This window comes from Dactylosporangium sp. NPDC005572 (assembly GCF_040605515.1).
Lineage (GTDB): Bacteria > Actinomycetota > Actinomycetes > Mycobacteriales > Micromonosporaceae > Dactylosporangium.
In genome coordinates this window covers 50824-76979 of record NZ_JBEXCY010000019.1, presented here as the reverse complement: position 1 = coordinate 76979, position 26156 = coordinate 50824, and the positions used below count along the sequence as shown (strand labels likewise).

Below are 26156 nucleotides of genomic sequence, written 5' to 3'. Positions count from 1 at the left end.
CCATGGCACGTCTCGGCCCGAGCCGATTCACTGAGTTGCATGGAACAGCTCCGGAGCACCGTCCTCGCCGCCGCCACCCTCCTGGTCGGCCTCTCCGCCGGCGTCTTCTTCGCCTACTCGACCTCGGTCATGCTCGCGCTGAAGCGGGTCGACGACCGCACGTTCGTCGACGTCATGCAGAAGATCAACGTGGCCATCCTGAACGGCTGGTTCCTGACGGTGTACGTCGGCGCGCTGCTCGCCGCCGTCGCCGCCGCCCTGCTGCACCTGGGCGGCGGGCACCGCCAGCCGCTGCCGTGGCTGGTCGCCGCCGTGGTCCTCTACGGGGTCGTCTTCGTCGTGACCGCGGCGATCAACGTGCCGCTGAACAACCAGCTGAACGCCGCCGGCCCCGCCGCCGGGATCCCGGACCTGGCCGCGGTACGGGCGAGCTTCGAGGCGGACTGGGTGCGGTGGAACCTCGTGCGGACCGTCGCGTCGGCGGGTGCCCTGCTCACCCTGGCGATCGCGCTGCTGCGGCGCTGACGGTCACTACCATGCGTTACTGCTGGATCACCCAGCGCTGGTTGGGGGAGCCGTCGCAGTCCCACTGGCGGGCCTCCGCGCCCGGATCGGTGCGCCCGCCGTCGACGCCGATGCACTTGCCGCTGTTGACGCTGACCACGCGGTAGCCGTCGCCGTCGCGCTGCAGCCGCCACTGCTGGTTGGGCGCGCCGTGGCAGTCCCACTGCACGATCTGTGCGCCGTTGTCCTTCGACCCGCCGTTGACGTCGAGGCAGCGGTTGTCCTGCGCGTTCACCCAGCGGAACGTGTCCTGACTGCCGTTGACGGCCTGCGGCACCCACAGCTCCGTGCGGTTGTTGCCGTCACAGGGCTGCTGCACCCCGATGGCGCCGTTGCCGTCATTGGCCTGCAGGCACAGCTGCGAGTGGGACGCCCGCAGCAGGCTCGGCTTCGCCTCGACCAGGGCCTTCGCCTTCGTCGGCGACGGGGTGGGGGAGGCGCTCGGCGACGGCGGGGCGCTCGACGGCGCCGCCGCCGAGGACTGGGGCGCCGCCGGCAGGCCGGTCGTGGCGCCGGCGTTGACCGGGCCGGACGGCCCGTCGTCGGTGAACGCCTGGGCGGCCAGCACCACCCCGACGATGATCGCCACGACGAGAAACGCGAACGCGCCGATGAGCACCGGATCGGGCTTCGGGGCTGGCGGCGTCGGGCGTGGCCCGCCGTACACGGTCATGGCCGCACAGCATAGATCAGGCTCGCGCCGGACAGTCTGTCAATCCAGCCCGGGAGGAGTTCACACTGTGCTGCCCGCAATCGCACCCCGTGGGTCATAAACTCCCGCTTGTACACGCAGCGTGACGGACGCTGGTGGAGAGGGGTCGCAACAGTGAAGGTCGCAATTCCGCGCGAGGTCAAGAACCACGAATACCGGGTGGCGATCACACCGGCCGGCGTCCACGAGCTCGCCGCCAGCGGTCACGAAGTCTACGTCCAGGCCGGAGCCGGTGAGGGTTCCTCGATCACCGACCAGGAGTACCGCGAGGCAGGCGCCACCATCCTGCCCACCGCGGACGACACCTGGGCCGCCGGCGACCTGGTGCTCAAGGTGAAGGAGCCGATCGCCGAGGAGTACGACCGCATGCGCGAGGGGCAGGTGCTGTTCACCTACCTGCACCTGGCCGCATCGAGGGACTGCACCCAGGCGCTCGTCGACCGCAAGGTCACCGGCATCGCCTACGAGACCGTCGAGCTGCCGGACCGGTCGCTGCCGCTGCTCGCCCCGATGTCGGAGGTCGCGGGCCGGCTCGCCCCGCAGGTCGGCGCGTACCACCTGATGCGCGCGGGCGGCGGGCGCGGCGTCCTGCTCGGCGGCGTGTCCGGGGTCTACGCGGCCAAGGTCGTCGTCATCGGCGCCGGCGTCTCCGGGCTCAACGCGGCCGCGATCGCGCTGGGCATGCAGGCCGAGGTGCTGATCCTGGACAAGAACATCTCCCGGCTGCGCGGCGCCGACGCGATCTACCAGGGCCACCTGCAGACCGTCGCCTCCAACAGCTACGAGATCGAGCGCGCCGTCCTCGACGCCGACCTGGTCATCGGCGCGGTGCTGGTGCCCGGCACCAAGGCGCCCAAGCTCATCTCCAACGACCTGGTCAAGCGGATGAGGCCGGGCAGCGTGCTGGTCGACATCTCGATCGACCAGGGCGGCTGCTTCGAGGACTCCCGGCCGACCACGCACGCCGAGCCGACCTACCGGGTCCACGACTCGATCTTCTACTGCGTCGCGAACATGCCCGGCGCGGTGCCGCACACCAGCACGTACGCGCTGACCAACGTCACCCTGCCGTACGCCCTGGAGCTGGCCAACCGCGGCTGGCGGGACGCGCTGCGCCGCGACCCGGCGCTCGCCCTCGGCCTCAACACCCACGACGGGCACGTCACCTACGGCCCGGTCGCCGACGCCCACGGCATGGGCCACGTCGCGCTGGCGGACGTGCTGGGCTAGATACTGGACAGGTGGTCGGGAGCCCGGTGCAGGTGGGCGCGGCGGTGCGCCGCGCCGTCGACACGTACCTCGACCACCTGACCGTCGAGCGCGCGCTGGCGTCGAACACGCTCGCGTCGTACCGGCGCGACCTCGACCGCTACGTCGAGTGGCTGGCGTCGGCCGGGATCAAGGATCTGGCCGACGTCACCGCCCGTGACATCGCCGGCCACGTGGCCGCGCTGCGCTCGGGCGAGCCGGCGCTGTCCGCCTCCTCGGCCGCCCGGGCCGCCTCCGCCGTCCGCGGCCTGCACCGCTTCCTGCTGCTCGAGGGGCTGGCCCCGGCCGACCCGTCCCGCGAGGTGAAGCCGCCGTCGCTGCCGAAGCGACTGCCGAAGGCCCTCGACGTGGACCAGGTCGCCCGGCTGCTGGCCGTCCCCGACGACAACGGGCCGCTCGGCATGCGCGACCGGGCGCTGCTGGAGTTTCTGTACGGCACCGGCGCGCGCATCTCCGAGGCGGTCGGGATGGCGGTCGACGACCTGGACCTGACCGGCCGGCACGGGATGGTGCTGCTGCGTGGCAAGGGCGGCAAGACCCGGCTGGTCCCGATGGGCTCCTACGCCCGGTCGGCCCTCGACGCATACCTCGTGCGCGGCCGCCCGTCGCTGGTCGCCAACGGCCGGGGCGTGCCGAACGTGTTCCTCAACGCCCGCGGCGGCGCGCTGTCGCGGCAGAGCGCGTGGACGATCCTGCGCAAGTCGGCGGCCCGGGCCGGGCTGCCGGTCGACGGCCCGTCCGGCGTCTCGCCGCACACGCTGCGCCACTCCTTCGCCACCCACCTGCTCGACGGCGGCGCCGACATCCGCGTGGTGCAGGAGCTGCTCGGTCACGCGTCGGTGACCACGACGCAGGTGTACACCCTGGTCACCGTGGACAAGCTGCGCGAGGTGTACGCGACCGCCCACCCCAGGGCAACGCTGTCGTGACGGTGCCCGCGAAGATCCCCAGGAACCGCGTCGTGGCCGCGTCGCTGCGCGCGACGGCTTTCAGTAGGGGCCGGAGGATCCCGCCGGGCGGCGTGAGCCGGGCGATCCGCTGCGTGATGCGGAACATCCTGGTCCGGTCGGCGACCTGCTCGGCGTCCCGCAGCGCGTTGCTGATGCCCTGAGCGGTCACCGGGTCCATCACCATCCGGGCGTCCCCGACCAGCGCCCAGCCCGGCCCGGTCGCCTCCCGGATGCGGTTGGGCAGGTCGTTGGTGGTCCGCACCCGCTCGACCCGCTTCCCCGCGCGCACCCGGTCGCCGAGGTCCCCGCACCGGTCGAGGGTCTGCACGAGGCCGGCTTCGGGGTCGCGCCGCCACTCGTCGAACTCGCCGACGGGCGCGCAGGCGTACACCATCGTCAACCCGCCGTTGGTGGGGAACGCGGCGACCGCTCTGCCCGGGCGGTGGTACAGCTCGCCGTGGCCGATCTCGACCCCTTCCCAGTAGCTGTAGCTGGCCACGGTCCGCACCGGGGCCTCGACGACGGTTCGCGCGCGTACCTCGCGGGCGACGAGGCTGTGCTTGCCGTCGGCGCCGACGACCAGCCCGGCGCGGTGCTCGCTCCCGTCCCGCCCGCGGATCCCGGTCACCCGCCCGTCGTCGTCCCTGAGCAGCCCGGCGACGTGATACCCCTGGACGACCTCGGCCCCGGCGTCGGCGGCGGCCTGGACGAGCGCGGTGTCGAGCACGGTCCGGCGCGGGCTGTACAGCCGGCCTCCGCCGGGAAACGCGCCCTCGATCAGGGTCCCGTCGATGTCGAACCGCACCCGCTCGTGCCCGGGGGCGTCGCCGAGGGCCTTGAGCAGTCCCCAACGCTCAAGGATGTCGATGCCGGCCGGCTGGACCTGGTGCGTGCTGAGCGTGTCGCTCGGGAACCTGACCCGGTCGACGAGCAGCACGCGGGCTCCTTGGCGGGCCTGGAGCAGGGCGGTGGCGGCCCCGGCGACCCGGGCTCCGACGACGACGACATCCCACACGACAACTCCCCGTCTGCTGCTCGGCCGCATCACATCTGATGCATCAGATGTGATGCATCAAGCGTGATTCAATCGGCGTGATGCATCAATGCTGATGCATCAATGCTGATGCATCAGGTTGGATGGGTTTGATTGACTGCCATCGACTGTAGGAGTGCCGCAGCTGGTGTGTCAACAAGTGTTGGCCTACAGTTGTGGGCATGAACGACGCACAGCCGCTGCGGCGGTCGGACGGGACCCGGGCGGCCATCCTGCGGGCCGCGCGGGCGCGGTTCGCCGCCGACGGCTACCAGAAGGCGACCATCCGGGCGATCGCCGCCGCCGCCGACATCGACCCGTCGATGGTCATGCGGTACTACGGCAGCAAGGAACGGCTCTTCGCGGCGGCCGTCGACGTCGACCTGCGGCTGCCCGACATCGGCGCCGTGCCGAAGGAGCGGCTCGGCGCGGCGCTCGTGACACACTTCCTGCACCGCTGGGAGGACGACCCCTCCGACGACGCGCTGCTCACGCTGCTGCGGTCGGCGGCGACCGACGAGGCGGCGGCGGAGCGCCTGCGCGGCATCTTCGCGGCCCAGATAGTACCGCTGGCGCAGGCCCTCAGCCCGGATCCGTCCGTGGCGGGGGAGCGGGCGGCCCTGGTTGCGGCGCAGATGCTCGGGCTGGCGTTCACGCGGCACATCCTGCGCCTGCCGCCCGTGGTGGCGCTGTCGCCGGAGGCGGTGGTGGCCCGGATCGGGCCGACGATCCAGCGCTATCTCACCGAGTAGGCGGCCCCTCGGAGCAGACGAAGAAGGGCCCCGTCGCCGGGGCCCTTCTCATTCGTGTCTCACTTGCCCCGGTTGTACATCCGCGGGGCCTTCGGGTTGCCGCCCTTGCCGCCGCCCCTGCCGCCCTTGCCGCCGTGGCCACCGGAGCCGGGCGGGAGCGAGCGGGCGGCCTGGGCGCGCCGGAGCGCCTCCAGCGGGTTGGCCGGCGGCGGGAGCGTCTCCTCGGAGGTCTCCTCGGCCGCGGTACCGGATGAGTCGGACTCGGCAGGCATATGCGTGTCTCCTTCGCGGGAAGCTGGTCTGCTGGACGGCGAACGGACAGGCGTGGCCGCGCTGGACGCGAAGCGGGGATTTGTCCGAAACCCACAACGGGGGCCGGCCTCCTGCTCGTGGGCAGTCGGCGGCACGCGCGGCGTCAATGGGCTCAGAAACGCATACGAGTACGGTAGCAGCCCCGGCCCGCGCTCCGCACACCCGATATCGGGTGCGCGGAGCGCGGGAACGGTGGTCCGGCGCTTCAGGTGCTTCTGGTGCTTCTGGTGCTTCAGGTGCTTCAGGTGCCGAACACGTCGGTCACCGGGGGCCACGAGCCCGGGTCGGTCGGGTCGGCCGGGTTCATACGCTGGGCGACCAGCGCCGGCGGCGTGCTCACCGCCTCCTTGGGCGAGGAGTAGTCCACCAGCACCAGCGTGCCCGCCTCGGTCAGGTACATGCAGGTGGCCAGGGAGGCCGACGCGCAGGCCGACCGGTCCCTGGTGATCTTGCCGTTCGGCGAAGGCAGCCCGACGGCGAGGGTCGCCGTCAGGTAGTCGTCGAAGTCGACCGGTTCGGTGAGCGGTGTCTGGATCGGCTTCGGGGTCAGCCGCACGGCCGAGACCAGGCGTTCGCCGCTCGGCACGTCCTGACCGAAGCTCGCCGCGGCCAGCGAGTAGTTCTTCGGGATCAGCTGGGCCTGGAAGCCGATCGGGAACGGCTTGGGCGTCGCGGGGGAGAGGCCGTCGGCGATCGCCACCAGCTCGTCGCGGGTGGGCGTCTGCTCCCACGTGGTCCAGTAGACGGCGGCCCAGGCGTCGCTGGCGTACTGCCAGGTGATGGCCGGGATCGGCGCGCCCGTCAGGGCGTACTTCTCGACGCGGGCCTTGTCGACCTCGGGCGCCGACAGCTGGCCCGCGTAGTGCAGCAGGCCGACGCCGGAGCGCAGCTGGACCTTCTCGCTCGGCTCGAACGCCTTCGGCTCGAAGGCGCCGGTGCGGAACACGACGAGCGTGCCGCCCAGCCGGTTGATTCCCTGCGGATTCGTGCTCTGCGCCGTCGGCGAGATCGACGGTGCCCCGGGCAGGGCGCGGGTGTCGTCGATGCTCGACTGCTGGTAGGCGGTCGTGACGAGGTTCGGGTCGCTCACCGCGTAGCGGCCGACCCGGTACCCGGCGTACGTCGTGACGAACGGAGCGGCCTCGGTGAACTGCGCCGGCGTCGGCGACGGCCGCCCCGGCAGGCCGCTCGGGTCGAGCGCGGGCGTGATCGGCTGGGGCGTGTTGAGCATCACCACGGCGGCGACGGCCGTGATCGCGGCGACCGCGCCCCCGGCGACCGAGGAGAGCACGGCGACCCGGCGGCGCCGGCGCACGAGCCGGCGGCCGGCGCTGGTGATGTCGTCAACGCTGAGCCGCGGTGGCGGCGCGTCGTCCCTGGCCGTAGTCAACAGACTGCGCAGATCCTGTGGTGCCATGCCCTTCCCTCCTGTTCTCCTCGATGCCTGCGGGTTGACTGTCAGCAATGCCGTCCGTGACCCGGAGATCTTCCGTGCCGAGCAGCGCCCGGAGCGCCGTGAGCCCCCGGGCCGTCTGACTCTTGACGGTGCCCGGCTGGCGGCCGAGCACTTCGGCGGTCTCCTCAACGCTCAGCCCCTCGTAGTACCGCAGCACCAGCACCGCTCGCTGGCCGGGCGCCATGCGGGCGAGCGCGGCGCGGATCCGGATCCGCTCGTCGACCTGGTCGGCGTGGTCCGGCCCCGCCAGCTCGGGCAGGCTGTGCCCGGCCGACCGTTCGCGGCGGCGCCACGGCCGCCGGCTCTCGTCCACCAGGGCGTGCACGATCGCCCGCCGCACGTACGCCAGCGGGGTGTCGACCTTCTTCCAGCGCACGTACAGCTTGGCCAGGGACGCGGCCACGGCGTCCTCGGCCGTGTGCCAGTCCCCGCACGTCAGGTAGGCGAGCGAGCGCAGCCCGTCGAAGCGTGCGGCGACGAACTCCCGGAAGTGCGCCTCGTCGTCTTCGTTCACCCGTCTGGGCTCCCTTCGTCCGGGGGTAGACGGAATCCGCCCGGGAAGGGTTGCACAAGAACCTGAACTATTGCGTCGGGGTGGCGTCCGGGGTCGCCGGCGGCTGGGACGACGGCTCGGCCGGCGGCGTGCTCGGCGCCGGCGGCTCCGACGACTTCGGCGGCTCGCTCGGCGGCGCCGGGGAGCTGGGGGCGAGCGACGACGGCGCGACCGAGGCGGACGCGGAGGCGCTCGGCGCGGACGTCTGGGCGGTCGGCGGGCCGCCCGCCGCCTTCGAGGTGACCGCCACGCTCGGTGCCGTCGAGGTCGCCGCCGGTCCGCCCGGGTCGGCGCCGTGGAGGGCCTCCCGGCTCAGCGCCCACACGGCGAGCACCACACCGCCGGCGAGCACGGCCAGGGCCAGGCCGACGGCCACCGGGTACCACGCCGGGCGGCGTCCGGGGCCGTCGTCCACCGCGTCGAACTCGGCGGTGTCGGTGACCGCGGGGCGCACCAGGGGTACCGTGCCGTCTTTGGCCTCACGGGCGGCCTGGGCCAGGGCGGCCGCGGTCGGGAAGCGGTCGTCGGGGGCCTTGGCCATCGCCCGCTCGACCAACGCGCGGGCCGCGGCCGGCAGCGACTCGGGCAGCGGGGGCGGCTCGTCCTGGAGGTGCTTGATCGCGATCTCGAGCGGCGAGCTGCCGGTGAACGGCGGGCTGCCGGTAAGGCAGTGGTACGCCACCGCGCCCAGCGCGTAGATGTCGGTCGACGGCGAGATGGGCTTGCCCGACGCCTGCTCCGGCGACATGTAGAGGGCGGTGCCGATGACGGCGTTGACCTTCGTGACGGACGTCACGGACTGCGAGCGGGCCACCCCGAAGTCGACGAGCGTCACGCCGCCGTTCTCGTTGACGAGCAGGTTGTTGGGCTTGACGTCGCGGTGGATGATGCCGCGGTCGTGCGCCGCCTGGAGGGCGTCGGCGGCCTGCGCGACGATGTCGAGGGTGTCGCCGACCGGCATGGTGCCGTCGCGGTTGATCCGCTCGCCGAGGGGCTTGCCGTCGACGAAGGCCATGACGAGGTACAGCGTGCCCTCGCGGCTCTCGCCGTAGTCGTACACGCCCACGACGCCCGGGTGGCCGATCGACGCCATGATGCGCGCCTCGGCGCGGAACCGGGCGCCGAACTCGGACTTGCTCGTGTGGCCCGGCAGCAGGACCTTCACGGCCACGGTGCGGCCGAGCGTCAGGTCGGTCGCGCGGAACACCTGTCCCATGCCGCCGCTGGCGACGAACTCATCGAGGCGGTAGCGGTCGCCGAGCACGTCCCCAGGTCCTAACACGCGAAGAACCGTACCCAACGACGAGCTTCGCGACACGCCGGGCGCCCTTTGCCATATGTACCCTGCGGTGACGTACAGTCGGGCAACGGCCGACTCGCTTCCCCCAGATCGCCGACGCCGGATCGGTCCCAGGGGTTGGGTCGGCCCGCCGGGAGGGGCGTAGACAGCGATGACAGGCATGGGCGACCAGGCGGAGTCCTGGACCACCACGATGCGTGCCGAGCAGGCATCGCTGGACCTCGGCGCCGAGCTGGGCCCGGCGGACCCCACGGCGTATACGATGCGCAAGCCGATCCCCGAGCCCATGCCGATGGACCGGCACGGCCCGGCGCGGATCATCGCGATGGCCAACCAGAAGGGCGGCGTGGGCAAGACCACGTCGACCATCAACCTGGGCGCCGCCCTCGCCGAGTACGGGCGGCGGGTGCTGCTCGTCGACTTCGACCCGCAGGGCGCGCTGTCGGTCGGCCTCGGCGTGAACCCGCACAACCTGGACCTCACGATCTACAACATCCTGATGGACTCGGATGTCACGGTCGAGGACATCCGGATCAAGACGGACATCGCGGGCCTCCACCTGCTGCCGGCCAACATCGACCTGTCCGCGGCCGAGATCCAACTGGTGACCGAGGTCGCCCGGGAGATGGCCCTGGCGCGGGTGCTCCGCCCGGTCCTCAAGGAGTACGACTACATCCTGATCGACTGCCAGCCCTCGCTGGGTCTGCTGGCGATCAACGCGCTCACCGTGGCGCACGGCGTGATGATCCCGCTGGAATGTGAGTTTTTCTCACTTCGGGGTGTGGCGCTGCTCCTCGACACCATCGACAAGGTCCGCGAGCGGCTCAACTTCGACCTGGAGCTCGAGGGGATCCTCGCGACCATGTACGACAGCCGCACCACCCACTGCCGCCAGGTGCTGCAGCGGGTCGTGGAGGCGTTCGGGGACAAGGTGTACCAGACCGTCATCACCAAGACGGTGAAGTTCCCGGAGTCGACGGTCGCCGGCGCGCCGATCACGGTGCTGGATCCGGCGTCGTCGGGCGCGCGGAACTACCGGCAGCTCGCCCGCGAGGTGATCGCCCAGCAGGCCGAGCGGCGGTTGTAGCGAGTTCACGCAGTTCTTGCGCTACGTTCTTCCGGTGACCGATCCCGACGCCGCTCCTCCGACGCTGGTGGAGGCTGCCGCTGCGCCGGATTCGTCCGCTTCTGCCGCCGTCGTGGATCCGGCCTCGGCTTCGGCCGGATTCCAGGTGCGGCTCGCCAACTTCACCGGGCCGTTCGACCTGCTGCTCCAGCTGATCGGCAAGCACAAGCTGGACGTCACCGAGGTCGCGCTGCACACGGTGACGGACGATTTCATCGCGTACATCCGGGCGATGGGCGACGACTGGGACCTGGACGAGGCGTCGGAGTTCCTGGTCGTGGCGGCCACGCTGCTGGACCTGAAGGCCGCCCGCCTGCTGCCGTCGGCGACGGTGGAGAACGAGGAGGACCTGGCGCTGCTGGAGGCGCGGGACCTGCTGTTCGCGCGGCTGCTGCAGTACAAGGCCTTCAAGGAGGCGGCGGCCCACATCGCCGGCCTGGAGTCGGTGGGTTCGCGGCGCTACCCCCGGTCGGTGGCCCTGGAGCCCCGCTACGCCGAGGCGTTGCCGGACCTGGTACTCGGCGTGGGCCCGCAGCGGCTGCTCAAGCTGGCACTGAAGGCGTTCACGCCAAAGGCCCCGCCGGTGGTCTCGATCGCACACATCCACATGGTCCGCGTGAGCGTCCGCGAGCACGCGAACATCGTGAAGGACCGCTTGTTCGAGCAGCGCGAGGCCACGTTCAGCGCGCTGTGCATCGACTGCGAGTCGACGCTGGAGGTGGTGGCCCGCTTCCTGGCATTGCTGGAGCTCTATCGGGAGAACCTGGTGAGCTTCGAACAGGCCCAGGCGCTGGGGGAGCTGCTGGTCCGCTGGACCGGCACGGACGACGCGGACGTGGCCATCGAGGTCGAGGAGTACGAGGGCGCCCCCGCCCCACCCGCAGGCGCCGCGCCGGAGGGTGGCACCCCGGACGGCGCCACGCCGGAGGGCGGTCTCCCGGACGCCGTGGACGTGGCTATCGAGGTCGAGGAGTACGAGGCCCCCGCTCCACCCGCAGGCGCCGCGCCGGAGGATGACGCCCCGGACGGCGCCGGGCCGGAGGGCAGTTTCCCGGGCGGCGCCGCGCCGGACGGTGGTTCCCCGGACGGCGCCGCGGCGGACGATTCGCCTTCGGGCGGCGCTGCTGACGGTGGTGCCTCGCTGTTGACCGAGCCCGAGGACCCCGGCGAAGCGGCGGCGGCGAATGCGGGCGAGGACGACGAAGCGGACAGCGAGGTGGCACAGTGAGCCAGGACGACCAGCGCAGCAGGTCGCTTGCCGACCAGGCGGCGAGCTGGATCCCGCCCTGGGAACGCCCGAAGCCTCCCGCCCAGCCGACCCCGGCCGAGGCGCTGGACGCCACTTCGGACAAGGCCCTGGACGAGCCCCGGGCCGAGACCGAGGCCGAGACTCGGGACGAAACTCGGGACGAAAGTCGGGACGAGGCTCACGACGAGATCCGCGACGAGATCCGCGACGAGATCCGCGACGAGGTTCCGGGCGAGATCCGCGACGAGGTTCTACCCGAGGCTCAGGACGAGACTCGGGACACGACCTTGGGTGAGGGCTCGGAGCCTCCGGTCGCCGAGGCTTCGCCAGCTCCCGCGGTTGTGATCCCGGCGCAAAGGGACCCAGGGCCCATGGCCGCGGAGGTGCTGGACGTCGTCGAGCCGTCGATCGATGTCGCGGCAGAGGCTTCCGTCGATGTCGCCGAACCGCCTGCGATCGATGTTGAGCAAGCAGCCGTTGTCGATGCCGAAGAACAGGGCTTGATCGATGCCCCCGCGGTGGACTCGGTCGATGTCGCACCCGCGGACTTGGACTCGGTCGATGCGCCGGATGCGGACCTTGCCGATGTTTCGGGCGTGGATGTGGTCGACGTCCCCGAAGAGGGTGCGGTCGATGCCGAGCAAGAGGATGTAGTCGACGGCGGGCGAGGGGATGCCGTCCATGTCGCGGAATCCGGTGCTGTCGATGCCGCTGTGGTGGACGTGGTCGATGTTGCGGAGTTGCCGGAGCCTATGGCCGCCGCGCCCGAGCTTGCGGAAGCTGGGGCGTCCGAGCTTGCGGACGCGGCGCTCGTCGATGGCGGGGAACAGGGTGCTGTCGATGTCGCCCAGCAGGGAGCGGTTGATGTCCCTGCAGTAGACGTCGATGTCCCTGAAGTGGGCGCGGTCGTTGACTCCGAAGTGGGCGCGGTTGTTGACCCTGAAGTGGGCGCGGTTGTTGGCCCTGAAATGGGTGCGGGCGTTGGCCCCGAAGTGGGTGCGGGCGTTGAGTCCGAGAGGGGCGACGTCGGTGCGGGGGACGCGCTGTTTGCGGTCGACCTCCCCGCCCCCGCTCAGGACGCCGTCGAGCAGGTTGCCATGTCCGATGCCGAGCTTCGTGGGGCCGTCGAGGCCATCCTGCTCATCGTCGACGAGCCGACCAGTGAGCTCACCCTCGCGCAGGTGCTCGAGCAGCCCGTCGACCGGGTGCGGGTCGTGCTCGAGGACGTCTCGCGGGAGTACACCTCGATGGGGCTTGGATTTGACCTGCGGCGGGTTGCCGGCGGGTGGCGACTGTACACGCGGCCGGAGTACGCCGCCTATGTCGAGAAGTTCGTGCTCGACGGGCAGCAGGTGCGGCTCACCCAGGCCGCGCTGGAGACACTGGCCGTGGTCGCCTACAAACAGCCTGTCACTAGGTCGCGGATTTCGGCCATCCGTGGGGTCAACTGTGACGGTGTGGTCCGTACGCTGGTTACCCGGGGGCTGATCGAGGAAGTGGGTAGTGAGCCGGAGAGCGGCGCGCTGCTGTACCGCACGACCACGCTGTTCCTGGAGAAGCTCGGGCTCGACAGTGTCGACCAGCTGCCTCCGCTCGCCCCGTTCCTGCCCGACGACATAGATGAGATCGCCGATGCCCAGCGCTGATGCCGAACAGTTCACCTCGTCCGCGTTCGACGCGCCGCCCGACGCGCAGCCGCCGCGCAACCCGGAGCGCCTGCAGAAGATCCTCGCCGCTGCCGGGCTCGGCTCGCGGCGCAACTGCGAGCGCATGATCGACGAGGGCCGTGTCACCGTCAACGGGAAGGAGGCCACGCTCGGCGACAAGGCCGACGCTGTGCGTGATGCTATCCACGTCGACGGGCAGCGGCTCGTGACCGACACGCGCCTCGTGTACATCGCGTTGAACAAGCCGCCCGGGGTGGTGTCGACGATGGACGACGAGCGCGGGCGCAATGCGATCGCCGATCTGGTGCCGAACATCGACGCCCGGGTGTTCCACGTCGGGCGGCTCGACGCCGAGAGCGAGGGGCTGATCCTGCTCACCAACGACGGCGGGCTGGCGCACAAGCTGATGCACCCGTCGTACGAGGTCGCCAAGACGTACCAGGTCGAGATCCCCGGGCCCGTGCCCCGAGCGATGGGGCGGCAGCTCAAGGCCGGCGTCACGCTCGAGGACGGGCCGGTCAAGGTCGACTCGTTCCGGGTCGTGGACGCGTACGGCAAGGTCGCGCTGGTCGAGGTTGTGCTCCACGAGGGGCGCAACCACATCGTGCGGCGCATGTTCGACGCCGTCGGGTTCCCCGTGCAGCGGCTCATCCGGACGCAGATCGGGCCGATCCGGCTCGGCGACCTGCGGCCCGGCCGGACCCGCCACCTGTCACAGGCCGAGATCGGCGCCCTCTTCAAGGCCGTCGGCGAGTAGCCGCCGCAAGAAGTCGACATTGGCCGATCCACCCTCCACGTGAGGGTAGATCGGCCAACGTCGTTGTAGGCGTCAGGTGGAGCGGTGCATGGCGCGGATGCCGACCCACAGGCCGACCAGCGCAGTCGCCGCCGCCGCCACGAAGCCCCAGGCCACGTCGGGCGAACCGATCCGGCCCGCGAACAGCAGGCGCTCCGCGGTCACCATGTGCGCGAGCGGGTTGAACTCGGCCACCGCGCGCATCCAGGCCGGCCCGGTCTCCAGCGGCAGCAGCATCCCGGACAGGATCATCAGCGGGAACAGCAGCGTCTGATGTACCACCCAGAACATCCAGTCGGTGCGACGGACCGCGACCGCCAGGGCGTAGCTCAGCGAGCCCAGGCCGATCCCGAACAGTGTGAGCAGGGCCAGGCCGAGCAGCGCGCCGGCCGGGTGCAGGTCGAAGCCGAACGGCAGCATGACCAGCACGATGACGACCGCCTGCCCGGCGAGCGGGACCATCTCCTTGAGCGCCCGGCCGACCAGCAGCGACTGGCGGCTCAGCGGGGTCACCAGCATCCGCTCGTGCGCGCCGGTGAGGAACTCGCCGAGCAGGTTCGCCCCGACCGTCGACGTGCCGAACAGCGTCGTCATCACCAGGATCGCCGGGACGAACCACTGCCACACGTCTGCGCCGAGGCCGCCCGTCTGGCCGCGCAGCGACCCGGCCAGCAGCGGGCCGAACAGCGCCAGGAACACCAGCGGCTGGATCATTCCGAAGATCAGCGAGAACGGCGAGCGGATGAGCGGGCGCAGCTCGCGGCCGGCCACGATGCCGGCGTCGCGGACCAGCCCGCGGACGCCGCCGTTCGAGACGACAGACAGGGTGCTCATCAGTTCTCCCTCAGGTTGCGGCCGGTCAAAGCGAGAAAGACGTCGTCGAGGGTGGGCCGGCGGACTTCGGCGGTCTTCAGGTGTACCCCGGCCGCGTGCACCAGCTCCGGCAGCGCGGCGGGCCCGTCATTGACCCGGACCTCGATCCCGGCATCGGTCACCGTGAGATCCCGCGCGCCCGGCAGCGCCGAGGCCAGCGGCGCCAGGGCCCGCCCGTCGCCGGCCGCGACCAGCAGGTCGCCGGCCAGCTTCGCCTTCAGCGCGGCGGGGGTGTCGTCGGCGATGACCTCACCGTGGTCGACGATGACGACCCGCTCGGCCATCGTGTCGGCCTCGTCCAGGTAGTGCGTCGTCAGCACGATCGTCATCCCGAACTCGGCGCGCATCCGCTGGATGTGCGTCCACAGGTTGGCCCGGTTCTGCGGGTCGAGGCCGGTCGACGGCTCGTCGAGGAACAGCAGCGCCGGCGCGTGCACCAGGCCGATCGCCACGTCGAGCCGGCGCCGCTGGCCGCCGGACAGGTCGGTGACCTTCCGCTTGCCCAGCTCGGCCAGGTCGAGCGCCGCGAGCAGCTCGTCGGCCCGCCGGGCCGCGGTGCGCCGGTCGAGGCCGTAGATGCGGCCCTGCACCCGCAGCTCGTCGCCGACCAGCTGGGTGTGGGCGGCGCCGTTGCCCTGCCCGACGTACCCGATCCGCCGCCGCACCTCGGCGGCCGCCCGGACGACGTCGTGCCCGGCGACGGTCGCGGTGCCGGCCGTGGGAGCGATGAGCGTGGTGAGCATGCGCATGGTGGTCGTCTTGCCCGCGCCGTTGGGGCCGAGGACGGCCACCAGCTCGCCAGGCCCGATATCGAGGTTGATCCCTCGTACGGCATGGACGGTCGTCTTCTTGTTGACCACGAAGTCCTTCGTGAGTCCCCGGGTGGTGATCATGGAAGCCCCTTTCGAACAACCGGAAGCAACCACGACTCTGCCCGGGGTTCAGGACAGCTTCTGTCCGCATCACGCGGAATACTGAGCGCATGTTGGAGACCTCGGCCCGGCTGCTCGCCCTCCTCTCGCTCCTGCAGGCGCGGCGCGACTGGCCCGGGCAGACCCTGGCGGACCGGCTGGAGGTGAGCCCGCGCACAGTACGGCGGGATGTCGACCGCCTCCGTGAGCTGGGCTATCCCGTGCTGGCCACGCGCGGCCCGGAGGGTGGGTACCGCCTCGACGCCGGCTCCGACCTGCCGCCGCTGCTCTTCGACGACGACCAGGCCGTCGCCGTGGCGGTCGCGCTGCAGACGGCGACGATGACCGTGCAGGGCGTCGAGGAGGCGGCGCTGCGCGCCCTGGCCACCGTCCGGCAGGTGATGCCCGCCCGGCTGCGCCACCGGGTGGACGCGCTGCAGGTGACCCGGGTCGTGAAGGGGCGGCGCTGGGACACCGACGTCGACGCGGAGGCGCTGCTGGCCGTCGGCACCGCGGTACGGGCGAGGGAGACGCTGCGATTCGACTACACCGGGCGGCGCGAGTTCCTGGAGGGGGAGCCGGAGCGGCTGCGCCCGCCGCGGCGGACCGAGCCGCACCACCTGGTGACGTGGGGCGGCCGCTGGTACCTGATCGGGTGGGATCTCGACCGCGGCGACTGGCGCACGTACCGCGTGGACCGCATGACGCCGCGGACGCCCAACGGCCCCCGGTTCACGCCCCGGCCGCTGCCGGCGCCGGACGTGGCGACGTTCGTGGCCGAGCGGTTCGAGCGGCAGGACATGCTGCCGTGCCGCGGCTCGGCGGTCCTGCAGGCGCCCGCCGCCGCGGTCAACGACTGGGTGCGGGGGCAGGCGATCGTCGAGGTCGTCACCCCCGAGAGCTGCCGGGTGACGGGCAGCAGCTGGTCGTGGACCGGGCTGGCGGCGTGGCTCGGCATGTTCGACGTCGACCTCGAGATCGAGGGCCCGGCCGAGCTGAAGGCGGCCGCGGGCGCGCTGGCCGCGCGGTACGCCCGGGCAGTGTGAAGCCGGCCGGAAGACCTCCCTCAAAGCCACCGGCCGGCTGGTCACACACCCCTGTGCGGCAGCGCTACCCCTTGCGCACCGACTCCAGGGCCTTGCCCCAGGTCACCACCTGGTCCAGGACGGTGTTCAGGGTGCCCTCGTGCTGCGGGCCCGGCTTGAACACGGTCCAGTTCTCGAAGTCCGTGAACAGCGACAGCGCCACCTGCGCGCGCACGTCGGCGACCTGCAGCTCGCCCATGATCAGGCGCAGGTGCTCGACCGCCCGGGTACCGCCGGCGCTGCCGTAGCTGACGAAGCCGGCCGCCTTGTTGTTCCACTCCGCGTAGAGGAAGTCGATCGCGTTCTTCAGCGCGCCGCTCGTCGAGTGGTTGTACTCCGGCGTCACGAACACGAACGCGTCGAACGAGCCGATCTTCGCGGCCCACTGCTTGGTGTGCTCGTTCGCGTACTGCCCCATGGCCGGCGGCACCGCCTCGTCGAGGTGCGGCAGGTTGTAGTCGAGCAGGTCGACGAGCTCGAACTCGGCATCCGTGCGCCGCGAGGCGATGTCGTAGACCCACTTCGCCACCGACTCGCCGGCGCGCCCGGGGCGCGTGCTGCCGAGGATGATTCCGACCTTGGTCATGTTCGTCGTGCCTTCCCTGATCAAAACCCGCACGTCACCGGGTGGGTGACGTGTCACCGACACAGTAGCTCGCAACAAGGGTGATGTGTCACCGATTCCCGTACCCTTGATGCTGTGACGACCGACCCAACCCCGGAGCCGAACTGGTTGAACGAGCGCGAGCAGCGCGCCTGGCGCGGCTGGATCGCGCTGCAGGCCGAGATCAACCGGCGCCTGGCCCGGCAGCTGCAGCGGGAGACCGGGCTCACCGGCGCGGAGTACGCGGTACTGGTGAGCCTCTCGGAGGCACCCGGCGGGCGGATGCGGGTCTTCCAGCTGCGCGAGGCGGCCGACTGGGAGAAGACCCGGCTGACCCACCAGATCACCCGGATGGTGCAGCGCGGCCTGGTCGCGCGCGAGCCGTGCACCGAGGACCCCCGTGGCGCGTTCGTGGTGCTGACCGACGCGGGCTGGGAGGCGATCACCCAGGCGGCGCCGCGGCACGTGGCCCACGTGCGGCACTGGTTCTACGACGCGCTGAGCGAGGAGCAGGTCGACGCCCTGCTCGACCTCTCGCGCACGGTGCTGGCCCGGCTGCCGGAGGCCGACCGGACGATGGGGGAGCCGTGCACGCAGGAGGTCGGCGGCCTCCCGTAGGACTGTGTCACCGGCGGGTCAAGTACTGTCGAACCGGAGTTCCTGCGGTCGTCATTCGGGGTGAGGAGAACGGGCGTGCGCGACGAGAGCCGGCAACTGGTGGTTGCCGTCGACGGGCCCTCCGGCTCCGGCAAGTCCACGATCTCCCGCCGGGTCGCGCAGGCCCTCGACGCGCAGTACCTGGACACGGGCGCGATGTACCGCGCGGTGACCTTCGCGGTGCTGCGTGCCGGCGTCGACCTGAACGACGCCGACAAGATCACGGCGGTGGCCGAGACCGTGGCGCTGGAGGTCGGCACCGACCCCGCGGGCCCCTACATCAAGGTCGACGGCGTCGGGGTCGACCGGGAGATCCGCGGGCCCGAGGTCACGCAGGCCGTCTCCGCCGTCTCGGCGGTGCCCGCCGTGCGCTCGATCCTGGTCGCCCAGCAGCGGGACATCATCGCGGTCGCCCAGCGGATCGTGGTCGAGGGCCGCGACATCGGCACGGTGGTCGCCCCCGGGGCCGATCTCAAGGTGTACCTCACCGCGTCCGCCGACGAGCGGGCCCGCCGTCGCAGCAGCGAGAACGCGACCACGCAGGCGGCGACTGCGGCCGACCTCGCGCGCCGTGACAAACTGGACTCGACGCGCGCCGCGGACCCCCTCCGTCAGGCCGAGGACGCCGTCGTGCTCGATACCACCGCGCTCGGCATCGACGAGGTGGTCGAGCGCCTCCAGCGGATGCTGGAGACGGTGACGGCGTAGAGCCGCATGACGATAGGGACCCCCGTGAGCACTGAGGCCGACCTCGACTTGACCGAGGATGGCGACATCGAGCTGAGCCTGCCGATCGTCGCCGTCGTCGGACGGCCCAACGTGGGCAAGTCGACCCTCGTCAACCGGATCCTGGGCCGTCGGCAGGCGGTCGTCGAGGACGTCGCCGGCGTGACCCGCGACCGGGTCGCCTACGACGCCGAGTGGACCGGCCGGCACTTCACGGTGGTCGACACCGGCGGCTGGCTGCCCGACGCCAAGGAGCGGGCGAAGGCGATCGCGACCCAGGCCGAGATCGCGGCGCAGACCGCCGACGTCGTGCTGTTCGTGGTCGACGCCACCATCCCGCCGACCGCTGACGACGAGGCCGCGGTGCGGATGCTGCGGCGCAGCGGCAGGCCGGTGATCCTGGTCGCCAACAAGGTCGACAACGCCCGCATCGAGGGCGAGACCGCCAGCCTGTGGGGCCTCGGCCTCGGCGAGCCGTTCCCGGTCTCGGCCCTGCACGGCCGGGGCGCCGGTGACCTGCTCGACAAGATCCTGGAGGCGCTGCCCGCGGCCCGGCCGGTCGAGCCGCGCGACGGCGGGCCGCGCCGCATCGCGCTCGTCGGCCGGCCCAACGTCGGCAAGTCGAGCCTGCTGAACAAGCTGGCCAAGGAGGAGCGGGCGGTCGTCGACTCGGTCGCCGGCACCACCGTGGACCCGGTCGACAGCCTCGTCGACTTCGGCGACGAGACCTGGCACCTCGTGGACACCGCCGGCCTGCGCAAGCGGGTGTCACACGCCAGCGGCACCGAGTATTACGCCTCCCTGCGGACCAACGCCGCGATCGAGGCCGCCGAGGTGGCCATCGTCCTGCTCGACGCGAGCGAGCCCATCTCGGAGCAGGACCAGCGCATCCTCACGATGGTGATCGAGTCCGGGCGGGCGCTGGTCATCGCGTTCAACAAGTGGGACCTCGTCGACGACGACCGGCGGTACCAACTGGGGAAAGAGATCGAACGCGAACTGCGCCGCGTGCCGTGGGCGGTGCGGGTGAACGTGTCGGCGCTCACCGGCCGGGCTGTCGACAAGCTCGCCCCGGCGCTGCGCACCGCCCTGGCCAACTGGGAGCGGCGGGTGCCCACCGGCCAGCTCAACCAGTGGCTCACCGCGCTCGTCCAGGCGACGCCGCACCCGGTCCGCGGGGGCCGCGCCCCACGGGTGCTGTTCGCCACCCAGGCCGGCGTCTCGCCGCCCAAGTTCGTGCTCTTCACCACCGGGCCGCTCGACCCCGGCTACGTCCGGTTCGTCGAGCGCAAGCTCCGCGAGGAGTTCGAGTTCACCGGCACGCCGATCCACATCACGGTCAAGCCGCGGAAGAAGAACGGCGTGCGGGGCCGGAAGTAGGCTCCGGCTCGTCGTGCGGGCCGCGGCGCGCAACGCCGCGGCCCGGGCAGCGGCGACTCGGCAGCACCGCGAGCACCACCAGCACCACGCCGTCCCCCTCCGTCAGGGCCGGCTTCGGCCCGCCGCCACCAGTGCCGAGCGCTTCGGCGCCAGCAGTACCCGCAGCTCGAGGCCCTTCATCAGCCACGAGGCGCCGAAGCTCAGCACGGCGAGGGTCTCGCCGATGATGAGCGAGTACGCCACGAGCCAGCCGGTCAGCTGCGACACCGCGATGAACGCCACCGCGGCGGCGATGCCCGCCGTGCAGGTCCAGTGGAACCGGCGCCAGAACCGCGGGGGCAGCGCGTCGCTGCGGTCGTCCTTGCGGCCCTCACGGATCCCGAAGTACAGGCTCATCACCCCCAGCGCCACGATGAACACGGCCGCCGACGTGTAGTGGACCGTGGCGACGGTCCGCTCGCCGAGCTCGCGCTGCAACGGGGTGAGCTCCACCGCGCCGCCGCCGGGGCGGTTCGTCGGGAACAGTGCCACGCCGAGCGCCGCGACGCCCGCCACGCCGCTGAGCACGTTGTCGAGGTTGTGCTCGAAGACCTTGTACGTGACCAGGAACAGGCCCGTCACGCACAGGCTGCCGACGAAGACGTCGTGCATGCCGGAGTAGAAGTACGCGCTGAGGCTCCCCTTCGCCAGGAGGGTGCCGTGCTCGAGCGCCCAGTCGCCGATCACCAGCCCGAACGGCAGGGCCACGCCGACGAGGCCGATGACGGCCCGCATCAGCAGATACGAACGCAGGTACAGCAGGTTGTCGTCCATGCTCGTAGGAACGCTCTGTGACCGGTCTGATACGGGTCGCCTTCCCGACGGTTCGCCGCCGGAGCGTGCCTCGTGAGTTGTCAGACCCGTCGGGTAGGTTCGACGCGGAACAGGAAATATCCCTCCAGCAAAGGGGAGAAGTGGTGCTGCGCATCACCGGGACCGGCCACGCGAGCATGCGGATCGACACCGCCGCCGGCAGCATCCTGTGCGATCCGTGGGTCAATCCGGCGTATTTCGCATCGTGGTTCCCGTTCCCCGACAACTCGCTGCTCGACTGGGAGACGCTCGGCGACGTCGACTATCTCTACGTCTCGCACCTGCACCGCGACCACTTCGACGCCGCGCACCTCAAGCGGTTCGTGTCGAAGAAGGCGACCGTGCTCCTGCCCGAGTACCCCACGTCGGAGCTGCGCGACGAGCTGGAGGAGCTCGGCTTCAAGCACTTCCTGGAGACCAAGACCAACGAGGTCCACGAGCTCGACGGCGGGCTCAAGATCCTGGTGCAGGCGCTGACCTCCCCGACCGACGGCCCGATCGGCGACTCGTCGCTCTGGGTCGAGTATGACGGGGTCCGCCTGCTCAACCAGAACGACGCCCGCCCCACCGACCTCGGCTTCTTCGCCGAGCTCGGCCACGTGCACGCGCACATGCTGCAGTTCTCCGGCGCGATCTGGTATCCGATGGTCTACGAGCTGCCCGAGGCGGCCAAGCGGGCCTTCGGCAAGCAGAAGCGCGACCGGCAGTTCGACCGCACCTGGCGGTACATCGACGACCTCAAGGCGTCGCACGTGTTCCCGATCGCCGGGCCGCCGTGCTTCCTCGACGACGAGCTGTGGCAGTTCAACGACATCTTCGGCGACGAGGGCAACATCTTCCCCGACCAGTCGGTGTTCCTGTCGGAGTATGCGAAGGTCGGCGGCACCAACGGCGTCGTGCTCCTGCCCGGGTCGGTCGCGGAGCTGACCGCCGACGACTGCGTCACCACGCACCCGGTGCCCGTCGACGAGTTCTTCGCCAACAAGGTCGCGCACCTGGAGGACATGCGGGAGCGCAAGAAGGCGATCATCGCGCACGAGAAGACCACCTGGCGCCACCCCGAGATCGACGTGCTCAAGGAGCTGCAGCGGCGCGTCGAGCCGCTCCTCGAGGAGTCGGTGTATCTCGCGAAGGGCGTCGGCGGCCCGGTCCGCTTCGACCTGGTCGGCTACGACGGCGAGTCGGTGGAGTCGATCGTCATCGACTTCCCGGGCAAGCAGGTGCGCCACTACGTCGACGAGAAGGTGCGCTACCGGTTCCGCACCGAGCGGGCCCTCATCGAGCACCTGCTCTTCACCGGTGAGGTCGACTGGGCCAACTCGCTGTTCCTGTCCTGCCGGTTCTCGGCGGCGCGCATCGGGCAGTACAACGAGTTCGTCTACGCGTTCTTCAAGTGCCTGTCGGAGGAGCGGCTGCAGTATGCCGAGGGCTGGTACGACGAGCACCAGCGCACCTCGGACGCGGAGGACATCCAGCTGGGCGGCTGGAACGTGCAGCGCCGCTGCCCGCACCTGAAGGCCGACCTGACCCGCTTCGGCATCGTGGACAACGACGTGCTGACCTGCCAGCTGCACGGGTGGCGGTTCGACCTCAACTCGGGCAAGTGCCTGACGAGCGTCGGCCACCAGATCCGCGCGAGCCGGGCCGACCAGCCGGCCGCCGACCAGCCGTCGCCGTCGCCATCTCCGTCGGGGGATCGGGCCTAGCGCGGGTTGCGGGCCAGGAACTCGGTCCAGACCTTCTTCGGGACGCACATCATCCAGGCGTCCTCGATCAGCTCCCGCATGCGGTCGGCGTCGAGCGCTTCCATGCGGGCGCAGATCCAGCGGTATCGCAGGTCGCTGTCGGGCGGCATGAGGAACACGTCCGGTTCGGCGGCCACGGTGGCGGCGCGCTCCTCCATGGGGTAGCCGAACCCGATGACGGTCTCGTCGTGGGACATGGCGGCGAAGACGATCTGCCCGACGCGCCACTTCACGCGGTCGCGGACGAGCACCTCGTATGCCCGCGGCAGCCGTCCCGCGACGGCCCGCACCTCGTCGACGCTCACCATCCCGGCCGCCCCCGTCCTCCCACTGCCATCGTCTTCGAGGGTAGATCGACCGACGTAGCCCCGCGGCCCGCACCTCATGATCGATGGCGCGATCTGGCTGCCATGACGACCAGATCGCGCCATCGATCATGAGGCTCGGCGGGCCTCAATGCCGGAACGCGGGTTGCGCTGGGCAACCCGCGTTCTCCGATTGTCCGGGGTGGATCGTTACTTCGGCTGGGTGGTGACCTCGATGCGGCGGGCCGCGCGGCCGGCGTAGGCGCCCGCGACGCGGACCGTCAGGACGCCCGCGTCGTACTCCGCGGTGACGGCCTCGTCGGTGACGTGCTCGGGCAGGGCGAACGTGCGGTGGAACGAACCGTAGCGGACCTCGCGCAGCGTGCGGCCGGCGCGCTCCTCGGCCCGCTCGTCGCGCCGCTCGCCGCGGACGACCAGGTGGCCGCGGTCGATTTCGACGGTGACGTCCTGCTCGACGTCGACGCCGGGCAGCTCCAGGCGCACGACCGCGTCGTCGCCGTCGCGGCTCACCTCGGCGGCCGGGTTGAAGCCCGTGGCCCGCTGCTCGAACGTCCGGCGGACCAGTGCGTCGAACTCGGCGAACGGGTCGCGACGGCGGCGCAGGGCGAGAGTGTTCATGGCTGGTGACCTCCTCGGGAAACCGTGTCACTCACTAGAACTTGAGTCGGGTCGACTCAATTCCCGGCGGCGTCAAGATTTTCCCGAGGAGGGTCGGTTCAGCCGCGCCGCCGCTCGTCGGGCTCGTCGGACGGCAGGACGCCCAGGTCGATCTCCAGCGGCGGGGGAGCGTCGGCACGCTGCGCGGTCGTGAAGGTCGGCACCGTGTATTGCGGCCCGGGCGGCCCGGCGTCACGGGTCCGGCCGAGCCCGGGAGTGGGCGGCCCCCCGATCGGGCCCGAGCCACGCCGAGCCGGGCCGGCCGACCCGAAGCCGGGCCGGGACGAGCCGGCCGACGAGCCGGCGGAGGCCGCCGCGGAGGAAGAGCGCGAGCCCGGAGGAAGCAAGCCGCGAGTGGCCGAGCCGGATGGGGCCGAGCCGGGTAGGACCGAGCCGCGAGGGGCCGAGCCAAGCGGAGACGAGCCGGGTAGGACCGGGCCGCGAGGAGCCGAGCCGGGTGGGACCGAGCCGGGTGGGACCGAGCCGGGTGGGGACGAGCCGCCAGGGGACGAGCCGGGAGCAGCCGGCGCCCGCGGCGGCGAGCCCGCGCGGGCCGCGAGTGCCAGCGCCGGCGCACCCGGGAGGCGCGAACGGTTCCACCACTGCGAGAGCGCCACAGCGGCCGTGATCAGCAGCGCGCCGACCAGCACGAACCACGACGTGATCTCGGTGTTCTTCCGCTGGAGCGTGACCTGGCTGGGCAGGTCCTGGAGGACCTCGGTGAGGGCCTCGGCGTTCTCGGCCTTGAAGTACTTCCCGCCGGTCATGTCGGCGACCTTCGTCAGCGTCGCCTCGTCCATCTCCTGGAAGCGCCCGCGGCCGCCGAACCCGCCGAAGCCGCCGCCACCGCCCGGGCCGCGGAAGGTGTCGCCGCTGATCTGGTCGGCAGTGCACACCATCGGGGAGGGCACCTCGGTGCCGAAGCCGATCGTGTAGACGCGCAGGCGGCGGGCCGCGGCGGCCTCGGCCGCGGTGATCGGGCTGACGCCGTCGGTGTTGCGGCCGTCGGTGAGCACGACGATCGTGTCGGGCTCGTAGTCGCCGGAGGGGCCGCCGGTCGTGTTCGGCACCTCGACCCCCGTCGGGGGCACATCCGGGTTGATCTCGGCGATTGCGTCGATGGAGGCGAGGATGGCCAGGCCGATCGCGGTACCCCGGGAGGTCCGCAACCCGTCGATGGCCTTGAGCAGCTGGTCCTGGTCCCGGGTCGGCGGCACCAGCAGCCCGGCGATGCCCGAGAAGGTGACCAGGCCGATCTTCGCCCCGCCGTCGTGGTCGCGGATGAACTTGCGAGCCGCGTCCTGGGCCGCGGACAGGCGGTTCGGGTCGACGTCGGTCGAGCACATCGAGCCGGACACGTCGACGGCGAGCAGGATGGTCGCGGCGTCGTCGGGGACGATCACGGACGCCTGCGGGCGGGCGGCCGCAGTACCGACGACGACCAGGCCGACCGCGAACAGGGCGAGCGGGATGCGCCGCTTCCACGAGGTACGCCCGGGCAGGGCCGCGGCGACGAGCGCGACGCTGGCGAGCCGGACCGTCTCGCGGCGCCGCCGCCGGCGCGTCCACCAGCGGAAGGCGAGCAGCAGCGGGAAGGCCAGCAGCGCGGTGAGGGCCCACGGCCAGTGCAGCGACATCAGAGGATCCGTCCGAACCAGGTGGTCATCAGCAGCCCCCCGATGGTGAGCAGCAGCAGCGCTATCGCCGCGGCGGCGCCGGTCAGCTCGACCGGCTTGCGTTCGGTGGTCAGCCGCAGGTCCAGCGAGTCGTACACGTCCCGCAGGCTCTCGGCGGTCTCGGCCCGGTGGTACGAGCCGGTGGTCGTCTGCGCGAGGGTGGTGAGCAGCTCCTCGTTGAGCGCGGTCGCCACCCGGTAGCCGTCGACCTCGACGGTCGTGCCCTCGACGGTGCCGACGCCGACCGTCTCGATGTGCACGCCCGCGGTGGCGGCGAGCTGCGCGGCGGCGACCGCGTCGGGGCCGCCGGTGTCCTCGCCGTCGGAGAGCAGCACGATCGTGGCGTTGCCGAAGTAGCCGAGCTCGGCGGGCGGGTCGGCGGAGTCCGGGTCGGGCAGGCTGACCGGCTTGCCGACGATCACGGTGAGCGAGGCGAGGATCGCCTGGCCCAGCGAGGTGCCGCCGTTGACCTGCAGCCGCTTGATCGCGGCCGTGGTCGCGGCCCGGTCGGCGGTGGGCTGCTGGGTGGTGAGCGCGCCCTGGTCGAAGGCGACGATGCCGATGTCGACGCTGTCGGGCTGGGCCTCCACGAACGAGACGGCGGCGGTCTGGGCGGCCGCGATGCGGGTCGGGGCGACGTCGTCGGCGGCCATGCTGTTCGACACGTCGAAGGCGAGCACGACGGTGCCGGCGGCGCGGGCGACCGGCAGGGTGGCCTCGGGCCGGGCGACCGACAGGAGCAGCAGGGCGAGCGCGACCAGGAACATGATCGGCGGGATGTGCCGGCGCACGGCGCGGCCGGTGGTCAGCCCGGCCGCCGCGAGGGTGCGGGCCCGCTGCCGCTGCAGCGACCAGTACCCGAAGCCGAGCCCCCCGGCCACGAGCACGGCGACGACGATGAACCACGGATTACCGAAGGTCATGC

General features: G+C 71.6%; 26 protein-coding genes and 1 pseudogene. 13 read left to right on the top strand and 14 right to left on the bottom strand.

The features are described from left to right. Window positions 1-39 precede the first annotated feature (39 nt). Window positions 40-525 carry an anthrone oxygenase family protein gene (locus tag ABZS66_RS12900; protein ID WP_354757293.1) on the top strand — a complete coding sequence of 162 codons (486 nt, stop codon included), beginning with the start codon at window positions 40-42 and terminating at the stop codon, window positions 523-525. 16 nt (window positions 526-541) lie between these two features. Here ABZS66_RS12900 and ABZS66_RS12895 read toward each other — a convergent pair whose 3' ends face one another. After that, complete coding sequence (locus ABZS66_RS12895; protein WP_354757292.1) at window positions 542-1237, bottom strand: RICIN domain-containing protein; 696 nt, start codon at window positions 1235-1237, stop codon at window positions 542-544. Between the two features lie 153 nt (window positions 1238-1390). Between ABZS66_RS12895 and ald the strand changes: the two genes are divergently transcribed. Continuing rightward, complete coding sequence (ald, locus tag ABZS66_RS12890; protein WP_354757291.1) at window positions 1391-2506, top strand: alanine dehydrogenase; 1116 nt, start codon at window positions 1391-1393, stop codon at window positions 2504-2506. Window positions 2507-2517: 11 nt separating this feature from the next. Beyond that, the gene (gene xerD / locus ABZS66_RS12885; protein ID WP_354757290.1) at window positions 2518-3474 is read left to right on the top strand and encodes a site-specific tyrosine recombinase XerD; all 957 of its coding nucleotides are present in this window, start codon (window positions 2518-2520) and stop codon (window positions 3472-3474) included. Here xerD and ABZS66_RS12880 read toward each other — a convergent pair. After that, on the bottom strand, window positions 3413-4510 hold the full coding sequence (locus ABZS66_RS12880; protein ID WP_354757289.1) for an NAD(P)/FAD-dependent oxidoreductase: 1098 nt from the start codon (window positions 4508-4510) through the stop codon (window positions 3413-3415). The genes xerD and ABZS66_RS12880 overlap by 62 nt on opposite strands. 200 nt (window positions 4511-4710) lie before the next feature. Between ABZS66_RS12880 and ABZS66_RS12875 the strand changes: the two genes are divergently transcribed. After that, window positions 4711-5280 carry a TetR family transcriptional regulator gene (locus ABZS66_RS12875; RefSeq protein ID WP_354757288.1) on the top strand — a complete coding sequence of 190 codons (570 nt, stop codon included), beginning with the start codon at window positions 4711-4713 and terminating at the stop codon, window positions 5278-5280. 59 nt (window positions 5281-5339) lie between these two features. On the opposite strand, the gene ABZS66_RS12870 is transcribed toward ABZS66_RS12875, so the two are convergent. The 4 genes from ABZS66_RS12870 to ABZS66_RS12855 all read right to left on the bottom strand — a co-directional run bounded on the left by ABZS66_RS12870 (window position 5340) and on the right by ABZS66_RS12855 (window position 8883). After that, a complete protein-coding gene (locus ABZS66_RS12870) occupies window positions 5340-5552 on the bottom strand; it encodes a hypothetical protein (RefSeq protein WP_354757287.1) in 213 nt (70 codons plus the stop codon). A gap of 281 nt (window positions 5553-5833) precedes the next feature. Then, entirely contained in the window at window positions 5834-7009 is a 1176-nt protein-coding gene (locus tag ABZS66_RS12865) for a hypothetical protein (protein WP_354757286.1), read from the bottom strand. Continuing rightward, window positions 6936-7562: a SigE family RNA polymerase sigma factor gene (locus ABZS66_RS12860; RefSeq protein WP_354757285.1), complete on the bottom strand. Its 627-nt coding sequence runs from the start codon at window positions 7560-7562 to the stop codon at window positions 6936-6938. Before ABZS66_RS12860 ends, ABZS66_RS12865 begins: the two co-directional genes overlap by 74 nt. A 67-nt stretch (window positions 7563-7629) precedes the next feature. Beyond that, the gene (locus tag ABZS66_RS12855) at window positions 7630-8883 is read right to left on the bottom strand and encodes a serine/threonine-protein kinase (RefSeq protein WP_354757284.1); all 1254 of its coding nucleotides are present in this window, start codon (window positions 8881-8883) and stop codon (window positions 7630-7632) included. Between the two features lie 169 nt (window positions 8884-9052). Between ABZS66_RS12855 and ABZS66_RS12850 the strand changes: the two genes are divergently transcribed. The 4 genes and pseudogenes from ABZS66_RS12850 (at window position 9053) to ABZS66_RS12835 (ending at window position 13700) form a co-directional block, all read left to right on the top strand. Next, window positions 9053-9988 carry a ParA family protein gene (locus ABZS66_RS12850; RefSeq protein ID WP_354757283.1) on the top strand — a complete coding sequence of 312 codons (936 nt, stop codon included), beginning with the start codon at window positions 9053-9055 and terminating at the stop codon, window positions 9986-9988. 34 nt (window positions 9989-10022) lie between these two features. Continuing rightward, on the top strand, window positions 10023-11255 hold the full coding sequence (locus ABZS66_RS12845; protein WP_354757282.1) for a ScpA family protein: 1233 nt from the start codon (window positions 10023-10025) through the stop codon (window positions 11253-11255). A gap of 1112 nt (window positions 11256-12367) precedes the next feature. Continuing rightward, a pseudogene (scpB, locus tag ABZS66_RS12840) lies at window positions 12368-12922 on the top strand (SMC-Scp complex subunit ScpB); the annotation flags it as partial. Between the two features lie 79 nt (window positions 12923-13001). Continuing rightward, window positions 13002-13700 (top strand): pseudouridine synthase, encoded by a 699-nt coding sequence (locus ABZS66_RS12835; RefSeq protein WP_354757318.1) that lies wholly within the window; start codon window positions 13002-13004, stop codon window positions 13698-13700. Between the two features lie 72 nt (window positions 13701-13772). Here the strand turns inward: ABZS66_RS12835 and ABZS66_RS12830 are convergent, their stop codons facing one another. Together ABZS66_RS12830 and ABZS66_RS12825 are read right to left on the bottom strand one after the other, a co-directional pair. Continuing rightward, window positions 13773-14573 carry an ABC transporter permease gene (locus ABZS66_RS12830; RefSeq protein ID WP_354757281.1) on the bottom strand — a complete coding sequence of 267 codons (801 nt, stop codon included), beginning with the start codon at window positions 14571-14573 and terminating at the stop codon, window positions 13773-13775. Next, complete coding sequence (locus ABZS66_RS12825; RefSeq protein ID WP_354757280.1) at window positions 14573-15505, bottom strand: ATP-binding cassette domain-containing protein; 933 nt, start codon at window positions 15503-15505, stop codon at window positions 14573-14575. Before ABZS66_RS12825 ends, ABZS66_RS12830 begins: the two co-directional genes overlap by 1 nt. An 89-nt stretch (window positions 15506-15594) precedes the next feature. Between ABZS66_RS12825 and ABZS66_RS12820 the strand changes: the two genes are divergently transcribed. Beyond that, window positions 15595-16569 carry a WYL domain-containing protein gene (locus tag ABZS66_RS12820; RefSeq protein ID WP_354757279.1) on the top strand — a complete coding sequence of 325 codons (975 nt, stop codon included), beginning with the start codon at window positions 15595-15597 and terminating at the stop codon, window positions 16567-16569. 64 nt (window positions 16570-16633) lie between these two features. On the opposite strand, the gene ABZS66_RS12815 is transcribed toward ABZS66_RS12820, so the two are convergent. Then, entirely contained in the window at window positions 16634-17194 is a 561-nt protein-coding gene (locus ABZS66_RS12815; protein ID WP_354757278.1) for an NAD(P)H-dependent oxidoreductase, read from the bottom strand. Between the two features lie 114 nt (window positions 17195-17308). Here ABZS66_RS12815 and ABZS66_RS12810 point away from each other — a divergent pair, with 114 nt between their 5' ends. From ABZS66_RS12810 to der, 3 genes are all read left to right on the top strand, one after another. After that, complete coding sequence (locus tag ABZS66_RS12810; protein ID WP_354757277.1) at window positions 17309-17830, top strand: MarR family winged helix-turn-helix transcriptional regulator; 522 nt, start codon at window positions 17309-17311, stop codon at window positions 17828-17830. 75 nt (window positions 17831-17905) lie between these two features. Continuing rightward, window positions 17906-18577, top strand: coding sequence for a (d)CMP kinase (cmk, locus tag ABZS66_RS12805; RefSeq protein ID WP_354757276.1), 672 nt, complete (start codon window positions 17906-17908; stop codon window positions 18575-18577). A gap of 24 nt (window positions 18578-18601) precedes the next feature. Then, window positions 18602-19975: a ribosome biogenesis GTPase Der gene (gene der, locus ABZS66_RS12800; RefSeq protein WP_354757275.1), complete on the top strand. Its 1374-nt coding sequence runs from the start codon at window positions 18602-18604 to the stop codon at window positions 19973-19975. 102 nt (window positions 19976-20077) lie between these two features. Here der and ABZS66_RS12795 read toward each other — a convergent pair whose 3' ends face one another. Beyond that, complete coding sequence (locus ABZS66_RS12795) at window positions 20078-20788, bottom strand: hypothetical protein (RefSeq protein WP_354757274.1); 711 nt, start codon at window positions 20786-20788, stop codon at window positions 20078-20080. 146 nt (window positions 20789-20934) lie between these two features. Between ABZS66_RS12795 and ABZS66_RS12790 the strand changes: the two genes are divergently transcribed. Beyond that, window positions 20935-22533, top strand: a complete 1599-nt coding sequence (locus ABZS66_RS12790; protein ID WP_354757317.1) for a Rieske 2Fe-2S domain-containing protein — start codon at window positions 20935-20937, stop codon at window positions 22531-22533. Here ABZS66_RS12790 and ABZS66_RS12785 read toward each other — a convergent pair. The 4 genes from ABZS66_RS12785 to ABZS66_RS12770 all read right to left on the bottom strand — a co-directional run bounded on the left by ABZS66_RS12785 (window position 22530) and on the right by ABZS66_RS12770 (window position 26154). Then, complete coding sequence (locus tag ABZS66_RS12785) at window positions 22530-22880, bottom strand: MmcQ/YjbR family DNA-binding protein (protein WP_354757273.1); 351 nt, start codon at window positions 22878-22880, stop codon at window positions 22530-22532. The two genes, ABZS66_RS12790 and ABZS66_RS12785, sit on opposite strands and share 4 nt — an antisense overlap. Before the next feature lie 207 nt (window positions 22881-23087). Further along, entirely contained in the window at window positions 23088-23516 is a 429-nt protein-coding gene (locus ABZS66_RS12780) for an Hsp20/alpha crystallin family protein (RefSeq protein WP_354757272.1), read from the bottom strand. A 98-nt stretch (window positions 23517-23614) separates the two neighbouring features. After that, complete coding sequence (locus ABZS66_RS12775) at window positions 23615-25192, bottom strand: VWA domain-containing protein (RefSeq protein ID WP_354757271.1); 1578 nt, start codon at window positions 25190-25192, stop codon at window positions 23615-23617. Beyond that, the gene (locus tag ABZS66_RS12770; protein ID WP_354757270.1) at window positions 25192-26154 is read right to left on the bottom strand and encodes a VWA domain-containing protein; all 963 of its coding nucleotides are present in this window, start codon (window positions 26152-26154) and stop codon (window positions 25192-25194) included. The genes ABZS66_RS12775 and ABZS66_RS12770 overlap by 1 nt, the downstream gene beginning before the upstream one ends. Window positions 26155-26156: the final 2 nt, after the last annotated feature.

What these genes read in the sequence shown, in the direction of transcription:
- ABZS66_RS12785 (WP_354757273.1), bottom strand. Translation starts at nt 22,880, where the DNA reads ATGGTGAGCGTCGACGAGGTGCGGGCCGTCGCGGGACGGCTGCCGCGG.
- ABZS66_RS12895 (WP_354757292.1), bottom strand. Translation starts at nt 1,237, where the DNA reads ATGACCGTGTACGGCGGGCCACGCCCGACGCCGCCAGCCCCGAAGCCC.
- ABZS66_RS12815 (WP_354757278.1), bottom strand. Translation starts at nt 17,194, where the DNA reads ATGACCAAGGTCGGAATCATCCTCGGCAGCACGCGCCCCGGGCGCGCC.
- ABZS66_RS12820 (WP_354757279.1), top strand. Translation starts at nt 15,595, where the DNA reads ATGTTGGAGACCTCGGCCCGGCTGCTCGCCCTCCTCTCGCTCCTGCAG.
- ABZS66_RS12900 (WP_354757293.1), top strand. Translation starts at nt 40, where the DNA reads ATGGAACAGCTCCGGAGCACCGTCCTCGCCGCCGCCACCCTCCTGGTC.
- ABZS66_RS12780 (WP_354757272.1), bottom strand. Translation starts at nt 23,516, where the DNA reads ATGAACACTCTCGCCCTGCGCCGCCGTCGCGACCCGTTCGCCGAGTTC.
- ABZS66_RS12770 (WP_354757270.1), bottom strand. Translation starts at nt 26,154, where the DNA reads ATGACCTTCGGTAATCCGTGGTTCATCGTCGTCGCCGTGCTCGTGGCC.
- ABZS66_RS12830 (WP_354757281.1), bottom strand. Translation starts at nt 14,573, where the DNA reads ATGAGCACCCTGTCTGTCGTCTCGAACGGCGGCGTCCGCGGGCTGGTC.
- ABZS66_RS12850 (WP_354757283.1), top strand. Translation starts at nt 9,053, where the DNA reads ATGACAGGCATGGGCGACCAGGCGGAGTCCTGGACCACCACGATGCGT.
- ABZS66_RS12775 (WP_354757271.1), bottom strand. Translation starts at nt 25,192, where the DNA reads ATGTCGCTGCACTGGCCGTGGGCCCTCACCGCGCTGCTGGCCTTCCCG.
- ABZS66_RS12875 (WP_354757288.1), top strand. Translation starts at nt 4,711, where the DNA reads ATGAACGACGCACAGCCGCTGCGGCGGTCGGACGGGACCCGGGCGGCC.
- ABZS66_RS12795 (WP_354757274.1), bottom strand. Translation starts at nt 20,788, where the DNA reads ATGGACGACAACCTGCTGTACCTGCGTTCGTATCTGCTGATGCGGGCC.
- ABZS66_RS12870 (WP_354757287.1), bottom strand. Translation starts at nt 5,552, where the DNA reads ATGCCTGCCGAGTCCGACTCATCCGGTACCGCGGCCGAGGAGACCTCC.
- ABZS66_RS12825 (WP_354757280.1), bottom strand. Translation starts at nt 15,505, where the DNA reads ATGATCACCACCCGGGGACTCACGAAGGACTTCGTGGTCAACAAGAAG.
- ABZS66_RS12865 (WP_354757286.1), bottom strand. Translation starts at nt 7,009, where the DNA reads ATGGCACCACAGGATCTGCGCAGTCTGTTGACTACGGCCAGGGACGAC.